Raw genomic sequence first — 12,580 nt, 5'->3', positions numbered from 1 at the left:
CTTCAACTGCTTCAACTGCTTCAACTGCTTCAACTGCTTCAACTGCTTCAACTGCTTCAACTGCTTCAACTGCTTCAACTGCTTCAGCGAACCAAGCGTTGAAAGTACCAATTAAGTACTAAAACTTACTAAGTTAGATTCATATCAATAAGCGTCACTTCCTGTATTATGCAACTCTACTATATCTTTAGTCTAATCAAAGAGCCGAGATTATGGTTTAAAAAGACTGGTGAGAAGTAGGTATGTCATCGACGAGTTATGGTACTTATGGTTGCAAATGTAAAAAAGCGTGTGCTTCTTTATTACTACTGTGGCTGTCCATTTGTCCGATGGCGCATGCACACAAGTCAGAGTCTCATTCTTTAATTGTTGCTAACTCCAAAGCGTGGAAGCCGTTCTCTTACCTTAGCCCAGATGGTGAACCTAAAGGTATTTTAATCGACTTTTGGAAAGAGTACGCGGTGAACAACCAAATCGACGTTCAGTTTCTCCTTTTGGATTGGGATGCTTCTTTGCAAGCCGTAAAAGAGGGTAAGGCTGACTTTCACGGAGGACTTGTCTACTCGCCCGAAAGAGCGAAGTATATGGACTTTGGCGCAGTCATAATGCCTATCCAAACCAAACTGTACGTAAATAAAGATGTACTTTCGGTTGATATCAGGAGTGTTTTAACTGGCGAGATGACGCTGCCAATTGGCGTTGTTAAAGGAAGTTACGAGTCTGAGTTTGTTCAGACGAATTACCCGAATGCACCTATTGCAGAGTACATTAACAATGATTCGATGATACAAGCAGCCGTCGATAAAAAGGTGCTGTACTTCGTTGCAGACCTGCAAGTTGCTAACTTTTATATGGCAACCACGCCGGGAGCGGGTATGTTTGTCCCGATAATTAGCTTATATAGTAAAGATCTTCGGATTGCAGCAGGAATGCACAGTGCAACTTCCATTTTAGAGGTATCACGAGCGTTTGAAAAAGTCATCGATACGGATCGCGAGCGGATCCTCACCCGTTGGAGTCTGGTGAAAACGGTTTATCCACTTTATCTTTTCCCTATTGCTATTTTCATTATGGCGGTCGCAACGCTTTATCATATTTTTGCCCTCAAACGTATGGTTGCTCTTCGGACAAGGCAATTAACGATTGCCAATCAGCAATTGCTAGAGATGACGTTGACGGATTCTCTCACAAAGCTATACAACCGTAGACACCTGATTGAGCAATTGGCACTACTGAATCATTTGAAGCGAAACTTAACGGTGATGGTGTTTGATATTGATGATTTTAAATCAATCAATGATCGATATGGCCACCTTGCTGGAGACCGAGCAATAGTTGCCATCGCAGAAGCCGCTAAGTCGATGACTGATGACCGAATGACATTGGCGAGAATTGGAGGAGAAGAGTTCGCACTCGTTACGTCGTCTCTGTCAGAGCGAGAAGCACTCAATTTTGCCAATATGCTTTGTAAAGCCGTTTACGATCAGCCTGTTATACTGGGCGGACAAGCAATTCATTTGAGTATCAGTTTGGGCTGTGCTTACTATCCTGAGTTTACCCACATCGTGAGCTTGCAAGATGCTGACGAGTTGATGTATCAAGGTAAGTCTGAAGGAAAGAATCGTGCAGTTTTCCAAGTTATAACAGACTGTCAGCTTCAACCTGCGCTTCGTCAAGTGAATTAGGTCTCGCTAATTCAACTGATACTTCAAACCATCCTCAAGCCTCAAAGGTTTAGTCAGAGTAACGTGGTAAGCGTTGACGATTACGTTGCGTTGTTTTCTTTGAGGCCAATTTGCGTACAAATATTCGCACTTTCATATATATAACCCCCACCTGCTCACGTTTTTATCATAGAAGCAGTAATTGTTTTAAAGTGATAAGCGATTTCTTGGTAAAGATCAGAACCCCTGTCTACACTCAGTGTAAAGTAATGCATATAAAGCATGATGCATACAGTGTTGTACAAAAACAATTAAAGAAGATAAGAAATAAGTTGGCTTGAGAAGGACGGGGAATGAACAACGAATGCTTTGCTAGGTTCCGAGCTGTCACGGATGAACTGTCAATGAAAGAATCGTTGTCAGTTGGGAAAGACCCTTATGCTCACTATCTCAAAGATATTGTGGGGATTGATTTGTTGTCTCGTGAAGAGGAGTTGCATTACGCCAAACTTAATCGAGCTGGTGATGAAGAAGCGCGCGAAATGTTGATTGAGTCTAATCTTCGACTTGTTGTGAAAATCGCAAAAGGTTACCTCAAACGGCCAGGTAATAACTTTACTCTGCTCGATTTAATAGAAGAAGGTAACATTGGTTTGATAAAAGCGGTCGATAAGTTCGATCCTGAGCCAGGCTACCGTTTTTCTACTTATGCGGTATGGTGGATTCGCGAGAATATAGAAGCGGCATTAATGAACAATGGCCGCACGGTACGTTTACCTGCTCATGTGTGCAAAGAGATAAATAGCCTGGCTTTAAAAAAGCTCGATGCGTCAAAAAGTGAGAGCAAGGAGTTGTCTATTTCTGAACTCTCACGCTGCTCAGGGGTGAAAGCAGAACGTATAGATGAACTTGTTGCTCTAAGTGGTTTTATTGATGTATCGACCACTGCGGACCTACATCGTGTTCCATTTGTTCTTGAACTGTGTGAAAGTGAGTATACGCCAGATCCACAACAAGACTGTGAAAACCAGTGCTTTACTCAAGCTATTGAAAATATTATTAAAACTTTGCCAATTAAGTTGCAGAAAGTCTTGATCCATCGATTCGGATTATTTGACCAGAGAGTGAAAACCTTGTCGGAAATAGGCCTGTTATTAAACGTGTCTAACGAGCGTGTTCGTCAGATGCAGATAGAGGCGGTTGAACGCGTGCAGAAACGTCTCCGATTCGATGGTTGGGTTTAAGATTTTTAGCCCCTTATCCTAGCCGATTAATTTACTGGCTTGCTACTCTGTTCTTCCGTAAGTAACAGCAGCTCAAGCTGTGCTTTAGCTGCTGCCTCCAATCTCCATACACTCAATAATCGGTTAAGTGCTGCGCGATAAGTACGACTTTTGAGTAAAAAAGCGAGCGTACTTGTGTAGTTGTTTACGACTCGCGCTTGTGTCTCGACCAATGCGGTTTTGTTTTCGATGTCGATGTGTTGAAGGTTAAAGTCAGGAAGAAACGCACACTCATACCATACCTCTACAATTTCACGAATTTCGAGTTCTTCTTCAGGCACGTCGAAGTCTTGTAAATGGTAGTTTTCTGGTATTGTTGATAAATAAACCACATCCAATTTGTCTGCAACAAATGTATACATCGGATTCCTTAGTGTACGCGCTTACAGAGTAAATAGTCTCATCGTTTACATTTTTGTCAATGACCGTGCTCAATTATGAATGATGAACCACACCACATTCCGAACTTAACTTAGACTTTTTAAGTACTTATCGGTTAACCCGAAATACTTCAAGTTGCCATCTGGCTCCAAGACTAAGCTCATATTGGATGTAGAGATCATGCCCGGATCATTCGTTGAGAAAATAACGGTCTTATTGAGTAGTTTGTCGCTGAATAACCGCTTGAAGTAGTGCGAGTTTTCTTGCTCAGCACCATTAAATGGCTCGTCAATGATAATCAAAGATTGTTCGCAGTTACCTAGCCCTAATGCGAGCCGCAGTCTTTGTTGAATACCATTTGGTAAACTTTTACAGATATCAACGCTCAATTGAGTGTCCAGGCCTTGTGGCAACCATGTATCGAGCTCAAAGAAACTCACCATTTCACGCATTTTTTCTGTTGGGATTAACCCATTATGCAAGATGAAGTTAGTCTCCAGAGAGCCTTCAAAAATATGCAGGTTAAACGGGATGTAGTTAATCGAGGTTCGATAGCGGTAACTGTTGAACTGTTTGATGTTATAACCGTCCACCGAAACTGAGCCTTGATAGCGTTCCTCTAGCCCAGCGATAATAGAAATGAGCGTCGTTTTACCGCAACCTGTTGGTCCACAAATCACAACTTTTGCACCCGGTGGAATTTTAAAACCAAGATTAGTTAAGCCTGTTGCCGCACCACTATAACGATGGCTCACACCAGAGCCGACGATACTACCTTGAAATAGGCGAATAGGGGGGCTTTTCTCTAACGTTAGCTTATCGTCGTTCATCGCCATAAGGTTGTTGATTTGCGCAGAAGACGCCTTAATGGATTGGAACTTAGAAATAGAGTTGTAGATGCCCATAATAGGCCCCAACGCCTTCCAGACTAAAATTACGGTAGCGAGCATTGCACCTGCATCGGAGGTGCCGTCCATCACGCCGATAACGGCCGCGACGATACTTGCGGTACCAATAACCTGAATCAAACTTCCGCCTGCTGCCTGAACCCTGCTATTAGTCACTGAAACATGTTCTGCATCGTTGGTGCTTTGTAAATGCGATGCGCTAAAGCGGGACTGGATAACACGCAACAATGGCAAGCCTTGGATGGTTTTTATACCACGAAGAATCTCATTCCATTGGTAAGAAACCATGGCGTTGGCGCGAGAGCTCTTGGACGTGGCTTGCGAGTAGATGTAACGAGAATAAACACAGAACACCAACATTAGAATCAACCCCGCCATAACGACTAGCGCTGCGGTACCAGACATAAGAGCAATGGCAATAATGAATACGATAACAAACGGCATGTCGAAGTAGCTTAATGTTGACTCTGCGGTTACCAAACGGCGGAAAGTGTCGATGTCTTTCAAACGTGCTAACTGAGAAGAGACACCAGCGGTAGATGTCATCGAATAAGGAAGCCACAACAGTTTGGATATTACGTTTTGAGAAATATGCACCGCCAAATCCTTCCCTGATGTGGCGATGATGTTGACCCGCATTTTCTTGAAAAAGTATTCCGAGAACCCAACAATCACAGCAAATAACGTGAGCCAATAAAGCGTGGCTTGCGAGCTAGAGGTTAAGGCGAAGTTGTACACACTCATAATAAAAAAGGGCTGGAGTGCGCCGAGAATGCTGACCACGAAGCTGAGAATAATCAGGCTTTTGAGTTCATTGTTGTAGCGATAAAACGCGTATTTAATCCAGTTGCTGCGGTCTTGAGATTCAGGTGGTGGCTCTCGGAATAAGCGGGAGTATTCGCTGATCGAGACCAACAAGCACGGCTTCTTGCAGAGCGGGTATTCAATGGTGTTGTTATTTGTGTAATCAAACAGGATCAGTTTGCCGTCTTTAGTGCCCAAGAAAATCGCAGTGAGGTTTTCTATCTCGATAAAACAAGGATGAGGATGCCCCTCGATGTGCTCCAACGTTTTTAGTTTGGTGACGTCACAACGGTAACCAAGGCGTTCAATCGTAGCGATAAAACTGTCGCTGTCTTTTGGTTTAGGGATAAAAGCGTCGCTGAGGATAGAAGGTGTGCCTTCCCATTCAAGCGCTATGAGGGTGTAAGCTAAACCACGAATCAAAGGTGACTCATTGTATCGCTCGTCATAACTGCGAGCCTCAAAGTCCAACAAGCGCTGAGGGACATTATTAAAATCAACCAAAATACTCATTGGTCACCTCCGGTAAGTTTGACGCGTTTGAGGCGATGATTGAGTTTGTCCATCTTGTTGCTGACGATGATGAGGATTTTGTCGTTGGCGCGATAGGCGGTGCTGGTCAAAACCAATCGAGCAAAGTCGTCATCATAAACACAGTCGATGTCGTCGAAGATCAACACACGTTTGTTCGCGAGTAAGGCACGCACTAACAACAAGGCATAAGCGACTTGGCGCGAGAATGGGTTGCGTAAATGTCCTTTAAGCTCGGTGTAAAAACCAGCGGGAAGGGCATCGATTTGTGCCTTGATGTTCATGGTTTCGCAAAGCGCAAATGCCGTGTTATTTAAGCTCGGGCGGAAACAAGTCAAGTTGTCGATGATGGTGCCTTCGACGAACGAACTGGTTTTGTCGACCATGAGCACGCTATTACGCCAGACGTTGTAGTTGACGTCATCGAGCGGTGTCTCGTTGATTTGGATATCGAGCTTGCTGTCGGTGTTTTGCCGCGTAATGCAATTGGCGAGGTGGGTTTTACCTGCGCCGCTTTTCCCCGTCAGCAAGTAAGCCTGACCGCGTTCAAACTCAATGCGTTGTTTTTCCGAATACTTCACCGAGATGCGCTCGACTTCCGTCGTGTCGTTTTGTTGTTCTATAGATGCAGCAAGCTCAAGCAGCTCGGCGATACGTTGAATATGAAGCTTGTTCAACTCCCATCGACTCACCGTGCGCATTACTTGCTGGTATGGCGCGAAGTAGCGGTTGGTAAGCATGATGATGGCAGCCATGATGCCTTGGCTCGATTGCATGTTGATAACTGCCGTTGCCAAAACCACCACTACACAAGCGATGGAGAGCTGTTGTATGAGCGACAAGATAAGGTTGAAGTTTGATTCAATTTGCTCGTATTTGATGTTCTCGACTTCACGTTCTTCCACCATTTGTGTCATCAAGCTCTCAACGCGATATTCCATATTGCGCGCTTTGATATCGAGTGGGCTAGAGATGATCTCGATGATTTTAGAAGTAGTTAAGCCTTCGATGTCGGATTTGTTTTCTAAGCTGTTGATTTTCTGCTTGGAAAGACTGAGTGCGAACACCGCCAAAATGATGGAGGCGAGCAAGATGGTCACTCCCGCCCAAATGTTGATCACACCGATAATCAGAATGGTCAGTATGCTGACGGCAAGGTTGATCAATGCCCGTACAGATTCTCCGCCAAAGAAGGATTTAATCTCTGGAATGGTCGCAATACGCTCTAGGTATTCACCGGGTTCTAGACGACGAAACTTCGATATCTCAGCCAAACAGATTGATTGAAACACCTTGTTGGTTAAGTTGGTTTCGAATTGCTTCATGATCACCGACGAAATCTTCTCTTCCTGATTCTTTAAGTGATAGTCGAGGAAGATGGTGATCAAGATAATGGCAAACAGAAGAAACAGCGTGTCTTTGGCTTGGTTAGGTAAAACACGGTCAAAGATAATAAGAATCGAAAAGGGCAGCACTAAACCAAACAGTGTTGAGATGACCGTTGAGAAAGTCAGATAACACTTGTCAGCAAAGTTAATCTTTTGGGAAAAGTGCTCAGTTTGCATTGCGACCTCCTTTCTTAATCGATGGTTTAGAGAGAAGGTGTTTTGGAACTAAGTCTTGATTGCTTCTGCCTTCGATATCGCTCATCAACTGCATGATGCTTTCGATGGATTGCACCGATAACATGCCTTTGATTTGCTCAAGATTGATCGATTCAATGATGTAGTCATAACGCGCGCTCTCGTAATCACGTAACGCGCTAAACAGTTTACTTTCCGCTGCCAGTAAGTCGGTAATGGTTCGCGTACCAAGCTGGTAAGCGCGTTGAATGCCTTTATAGGAAGCGTAGTTGGCTCGAATGATGTTCTCGTAACTGCTGATGGCGCGGGAGAAGTCATTAATGTTGAGTACTGAGGTGTTAACGCTATTGCGCGTCGTGAACAACGAATCTTGGTACAGCAGCTCCGTTCGCTCGATGGCAGTCGATGATTTTTGAAAACCGTAGTAATCCGAACCGCCTGAGAAAATTGGCACATTCAAGTTCAAGCCGACACTGGTGGAGTTACTGTCCCCTGTTGCGGTTGGGTCGGTTCGGTTATAGTTGTTCGCATCGTCGTAACGGTAACTGGCAGAGAGCGATACGGTCGGCACAAAGTTTGAACCGCTTTCTTTCAAGCCTCTTCGGCTGCGCTCGACGGTTTTCTTCGCAACCAATAAGTCGTTATTGAGCTTCAAAGCTTGTTCAAGAATCTCACGTTGTTCGGATTCGCTGATTTCCGCCAAGGGCACGCTTTCGTAGATGTCCTGTGATGGGGTGACTGGGTATTGAACTTGAATCTCTAAACCGTTCAAAATTACGCGCCGGTCTTTCTCTAAGGTTCTTAAGCGATTGGCAATGCCTTCTTTCTGGGCAATTACCTCATACAACTCGCTCGCCGCAGTGTTGCCAAGTTCCACGTTGCGACGCATTTGGCGCTCACGTGTTTCAGACGATTTAAGTTCTACTTGGGTGGCTTTGATTTGCGCGTTGTTTTTCAGGTATTCGAAATATTGCGTCGCGATTTCAGAAATGGTGCTCTGGATTTTGTTCTCGTGTTTGATTTCTTCAATGTTGAAATCAAGCTTCGCGGTGCCGTATTTAAAGATGTCACCAAGGTTAAACACCGATTGGGATAAAGACACGCTGTAGCTGTTCGAGTTGTAGCTAGAACGTGTATCCGGTGTTCCCGTTAATATGGTTTCGTTTTCATTCCATGTGGTATCAGCAGCACCGTTTAAAGAGGGTAGAAACTTAGAACGGCTAATGTCGATGTTGTATTCGTTTTCTTCCACGCCTTTGTCACTAGCGCGCAGAGATAAATTGTTTTCCAAGCCGAGTTTGACCGCCTCAAGCAAGGTGGTCGCCATTGCCGAAGGAGCGTTGCTCAATGTAAGCGCTGCCAATACACAGCTAGTTAAGTTTCTGTACCGCCACATACTTGTTGATCACCTTGATGATTTCGTCGTTTTTATAAGGTTTGCTGATCACGTAATCCATTCCAGCTTCGATACAAGCTTGGTGTTCATTACTGCTGGTCAATGCTGTCGCACCTATAATGGTGCAAGGGTTCTGTCCGCTCTCTTGTTCGTATTGTCGAATGCGTTTGGTCGCTTCAATGCCGCCCATGCCCGGCATGATGCAGTCCATAAAAATGATGTCTGAGCGCTGATTCATGAAATGCTGAACGGCGTCTGCGCCATCGCCAACGGTGTCGGCTTCGTATTCTTGCTTGCTCAAAATACGTTTGAGTAGAATCTGTTGAACACGGTCATCCTCCACAATCAGGAATGAGCTGTTCTCCATCTGTTCTTCAGAGGCTTCCGCTTCCATGATTGCTAATAGGTTAGGGATGAACTCATACGGAATCGCAGGGGAGTTCAGAATCTTGTCGACAAAGGTATGGCTCTCTTGTGCTTGCTGAGTGCTCGTGACTGAAAGCAACAACTTCGTGTTCGGGTGATTGCGCAGTTGCGATTTCACCGTTTTGCTCAGTGAGGGCAGCTTGTTTGGCTCGAACGTGTCGGTCAGCATGATGGCATCGTATTCGCCAAAGGTTTTTGCCGCAGAGAAGAGTTCGTTCGGCGTTCGAATTGGCGTAATCTCTAAGCCCAAGTTGACTAACATTTTGTTCATCACATCAATGCGCAGCTGAGAGTTGGCACACAGTAATAGGCGCTTATTGTCGAAGCGAGTTTTCTCGGTGTGGAAGCTTTTGGCTTTCAAATCGAGCTGAATTTGAAAACGTTCCTGATTGCCCGATTGATACCAATGGCTCTCGTAATAGCCATAATCTTTCAACACGCTTTTCGCCAAATCGTCTTTGGTTGCAGTGTGCTGTTTATGGTCGCTCCAGTGTAGGGTATTGAGCTTGGCAAGCGGCACATCCAGCGTGGTTAAGAAGTTTAGATTGATGGTCAGGCGGGTATTTTCAATGTCTGACGCCGCACCTGATTCAATGGTGACAAACAGTTTCTTGTCGGCTTTGAGTTGGATGGCATTTGATAGCTGTAGGAACAACACCCAGAATAAGCTGGTGGATTGTCCTTCAACACGGTTTGGTAAGTTATCTGAGATAAAGCAGTCTAGCTCACCTTCATTTCGCTGCACTTTTGAACTGATGTGAATCATCAATTCAGACAGTACGTTCAGCAGTGAAAACTCTTTCGATTTGCTCTCGGTCCCTTGTGAAATGAGTCGGTTGTAGTTCTCTGCCAATTCAGACAGGGTATTGGCAGCCGAGGTTATATCTTGCGCCATCAACACGCCGCTCTCATCGGTCTCTTGAACGAGATATTGCACGCCGCCGTTAATGGTGTTGGTGATGCCACGAATCTCGTAACCAATCAGAGCATAGAGCTGCTTGTAGAGATCGTTATTGCGTTTTTGTTCTTCGAGTTTGCTGAAAATCAGTTTTAGGTGAGAGTAGATCTGACGCTGCTTCGGATTGATGCTCACTTCATTCAGCAACTCTTCCAACCTTTGTAAATCCAGTTGTTTGAGCTCTTGATAAAGCTCATCGAATTCTTGGTCAATGTCACGCTCATTCGAGCTGGATTTTTTCAGCTTAAGGATTGCCACCAAGTTCGATAGCACTGCGATACCAACCAGTACGACAACGACCACAAACAACCAAATGAAGAACTCGTTTTTCTCCATCATTAGGTCGCTCGCATGGTTGTTAAATATGGTCCGGTAGTTGTCGTCCATTTGTAGGTAGTTATTGGTGAGCGAGAGGTACAGTGCCAACACATCGTCGCGTGTTTTTTGGCTGTCTGAGAAGCGATTGATTGCCAGTTCAAGCTGCGTGTATTCGGTCGCGCCCACCAAGCTAAACTCGGTTTTGTTGAGTGACGCGAGCGACTTAAATTGGTCAATTTCGTCTTTCAGAACCTCAAAATCAAGCTCTGTTGTACTGCAATAACGTGCGCTTAAACAGCGTTGAAGCGTTTGAATATTAAACTCGATAGTTTGGTTGAGCTGTTGAGCTTGAACCAAAAGAGGCGCGTTTTGCACTTTCTCGACTGAATCCACTTTTTCCCAAGAGATATACAAATAAAAGGCGAGGGCAGCCAGCATCAAGCTGAAAGCAATGCTTAGGCGCATAACAGGAACGGAAATATTGTAAGAAGGTTTGCTACTCATCCATCACCTCTCATCGAATGCGTCTTCGATAGCCGACATAACCGGCTTCGCTGCGTATTCGATCACCCGGCGTGAACCTGTTTTCACGTCTGCGGTAAACTCCATATAAGGGGACAGCTTGTATTGTGTGCCTCCGCGCTCTAGATAGTTTTGACTGATTTGGATTTCCGCGAGGTAGAATTCAGCGTCTTCTTCTTCATAAGAAGAACGGCTGATCGATGCAATTCGACCTTCCAAAAATCCGTATTTGGCAAAGTTGTAGGTATCCATCTTCACTTTGACCGCTTGTCCGATTTCTACAAAACCCATGTCTTTACGCGGGATCTTCGCCTCTCCGTGAAGGGCGTTATTGATCGGTGCAATGTCCGCGATGCTTTCACCTGGCGGTATCACAGCGGAGCGGAAGTTGAAGTGCACTTTATCTACTACACCGTCAATAGGGGCGTAAACCACGAGGCGATCCACTTTATCTGAGTGTTGAGGACGTAATATACGTTTCAACTTTAAGTCCTTGTTTGCTTGAATGATTTGTGCTTGATACTCGGCATTACGATTCTCCACCAAGTCTCGGTACTGCTTCTCTAGTTTGTCGAGTTGGAAGCGCTCATTCATGACCGACTCATCAAGGTTTTCTATCTCACGCACCATGTTTGACTCTTGAACCTGCATATTCAGAACATCGACGTAAGACGCCATTTCCTCTTTGTACAAGGTGTTCTTAATATTGAGCTGCTTGCGTATCAAGGAGAGCTGGTTCTCGGAGCTTTTACGGCGCTTGAGCATTGAATCAATAAGCGAATTCTTATGTTGGATATCGTGAGTGATCAACTCTTCATTGGAACGGTTTTTAGAAAATTCTTGCTGCCAGGTATTCATGTTGACTTGCACTAATTCTGGGTACTTTTCGATGTAGGCAGAAAAATCGGGTTCCACCATATCGCGCAGGCTTTCGTAACGAATCTTGTCTAGCTCTAGCTGAATGATCTCTGTGTTTACCGTATCGAGTTGAGTGTTTCTATCCAGAGAGCGAAGGCGTGCAATAGGCTGACCTTCGTAAACTACTTCGCCTTTGCGCACTAGCATTTCTTCTAGAATACCGCCTTCAAGGTGTTGCACTTTTTCGATGTCAGATTCGAGCAATAGCTCACCGCGCACCGACACCACAATGTCGATACGAGCCTGAGATGCCACGGCGATAGCCACCATGGAAAGCAAAAAGATAACCAGCAAGGTTTTGTGTACGCTGGTCATTGCACTGGCTAGCACGATTGTATCGTCTGCTGTTACCTTCGAAGCTTCGTTGTTCGAAACGAGTGCCTTTTTGAGGTGATGTTCTATTTGCTTATTACTCATGAGCCACCCCTACGATTCACTACCTGTGCGGCTATCGATTGAATTTTCGATTTTTAACAGCTGGCTAATTTGTTTGTTTACGTTGTTAAGCTCGGTTTTAACGTCCTCGATCAATTCATTAGGAGCAGGGAAATGGTGTTTGTTTAAGTGTTCAAGCTTTGCCAATTTTGGTGGTAAGTCATCATCACATAACAAGACGAGAATGGTCTTTAGCCTTTTTGAATAACATCTGAGTGCTTCAAAACGGTTTTGTTTATGCAGCATCTCAATATCAATCCCTGCGTCACTGAAATCTTGGTAAAAATCGCCTAATAGCAATTGCAGCCCTTTATGGCTGTTGTCGACTGAGCGCAACAGATTTGTCATATTTATCATTATCCCACCGCACTAATTGCTTTAATGACAACAAGTAAGGATCTTTATACTGGGTTTTCAAATTTTTTTGTTTTTATGGAACTCGAAAGGTATGAA

Annotated in this window: 9 protein-coding genes; 2 read left to right on the top strand and 7 right to left on the bottom strand. The window is 44.6% G+C overall.

Going from position 1 to position 12,580, the window contains the following annotated elements; translation table 11 throughout:
• The first annotated feature begins 242 nt into the window (after positions 1–242).
• Both R7041_RS01050 and R7041_RS01045 read left to right on the top strand, forming a co-directional pair.
• Complete coding sequence (locus tag R7041_RS01050; protein WP_064369161.1) at positions 243–1,685, top strand: diguanylate cyclase domain-containing protein; 1,443 nt, start codon at positions 243–245, stop codon at positions 1,683–1,685.
• A gap of 332 nt (positions 1,686–2,017) precedes the next feature.
• Positions 2,018–2,908, top strand: coding sequence for an RNA polymerase sigma factor RpoD/SigA (locus R7041_RS01045; protein ID WP_025768458.1), 891 nt, complete (start codon positions 2,018–2,020; stop codon positions 2,906–2,908).
• 26 nt (positions 2,909–2,934) lie between these two features.
• On the opposite strand, the gene R7041_RS01040 is transcribed toward R7041_RS01045, so the two are convergent.
• The 7 genes from R7041_RS01040 to R7041_RS01010 all read right to left on the bottom strand — a co-directional run bounded on the left by R7041_RS01040 (position 2,935) and on the right by R7041_RS01010 (position 12,487).
• Positions 2,935–3,309 carry a hypothetical protein gene (locus R7041_RS01040; RefSeq protein WP_064369162.1) on the bottom strand — a complete coding sequence of 125 codons (375 nt, stop codon included), beginning with the start codon at positions 3,307–3,309 and terminating at the stop codon, positions 2,935–2,937.
• 105 nt (positions 3,310–3,414) lie between these two features.
• Entirely contained in the window at positions 3,415–5,553 is a 2,139-nt protein-coding gene (locus R7041_RS01035) for an ATP-binding cassette domain-containing protein (protein ID WP_053350479.1), read from the bottom strand.
• Positions 5,550–7,136, bottom strand: coding sequence for an ATP-binding cassette domain-containing protein (locus R7041_RS01030; protein WP_005389021.1), 1,587 nt, complete (start codon positions 7,134–7,136; stop codon positions 5,550–5,552). Before R7041_RS01030 ends, R7041_RS01035 begins: the two co-directional genes overlap by 4 nt.
• Entirely contained in the window at positions 7,126–8,550 is a 1,425-nt protein-coding gene (locus R7041_RS01025; RefSeq protein ID WP_206949056.1) for a TolC family protein, read from the bottom strand. The genes R7041_RS01030 and R7041_RS01025 overlap by 11 nt, the downstream gene beginning before the upstream one ends.
• Positions 8,525–10,756: a response regulator gene (locus tag R7041_RS01020; protein ID WP_206949055.1), complete on the bottom strand. Its 2,232-nt coding sequence runs from the start codon at positions 10,754–10,756 to the stop codon at positions 8,525–8,527. Before R7041_RS01020 ends, R7041_RS01025 begins: the two co-directional genes overlap by 26 nt.
• Positions 10,757–10,759: 3 nt before the next feature.
• Positions 10,760–12,109, bottom strand: coding sequence for an HlyD family type I secretion periplasmic adaptor subunit (locus tag R7041_RS01015; RefSeq protein WP_033906830.1), 1,350 nt, complete (start codon positions 12,107–12,109; stop codon positions 10,760–10,762).
• A gap of 9 nt (positions 12,110–12,118) precedes the next feature.
• The gene (locus R7041_RS01010) at positions 12,119–12,487 is read right to left on the bottom strand and encodes a hypothetical protein (RefSeq protein WP_031777210.1); all 369 of its coding nucleotides are present in this window, start codon (positions 12,485–12,487) and stop codon (positions 12,119–12,121) included.
• Positions 12,488–12,580 lie beyond the last annotated feature (93 nt).

Source organism: Vibrio sp. 1751, assembly GCF_033339895.1.
Classification (GTDB): Bacteria; Pseudomonadota; Gammaproteobacteria; order Enterobacterales; family Vibrionaceae; genus Vibrio; species Vibrio alginolyticus.
The sequence above is the reverse complement of the archived record's forward strand: the minus strand, read 5'-3'. Positions and strand labels throughout refer to the sequence as shown.

Excerpts from the sequence above, each read along its gene's own strand:
- R7041_RS01050 (WP_064369161.1), top strand. The coding sequence starts at position 243 with ATGTCATCGACGAGTTATGGTACTTATGGTTGCAAATGTAAAAAAGCG.
- R7041_RS01045 (WP_025768458.1), top strand. The coding sequence starts at position 2,018 with ATGAACAACGAATGCTTTGCTAGGTTCCGAGCTGTCACGGATGAACTG.
- R7041_RS01040 (WP_064369162.1), bottom strand. The coding sequence starts at position 3,309 with ATGTATACATTTGTTGCAGACAAATTGGATGTGGTTTATTTATCAACA.
- R7041_RS01035 (WP_053350479.1), bottom strand. The coding sequence starts at position 5,553 with ATGAGTATTTTGGTTGATTTTAATAATGTCCCTCAGCGCTTGTTGGAC.
- R7041_RS01030 (WP_005389021.1), bottom strand. The coding sequence starts at position 7,136 with ATGCAAACTGAGCACTTTTCCCAAAAGATTAACTTTGCTGACAAGTGT.
- R7041_RS01025 (WP_206949056.1), bottom strand. The coding sequence starts at position 8,550 with ATGTGGCGGTACAGAAACTTAACTAGCTGTGTATTGGCAGCGCTTACA.
- R7041_RS01020 (WP_206949055.1), bottom strand. The coding sequence starts at position 10,756 with ATGAGTAGCAAACCTTCTTACAATATTTCCGTTCCTGTTATGCGCCTA.
- R7041_RS01015 (WP_033906830.1), bottom strand. The coding sequence starts at position 12,109 with ATGAGTAATAAGCAAATAGAACATCACCTCAAAAAGGCACTCGTTTCG.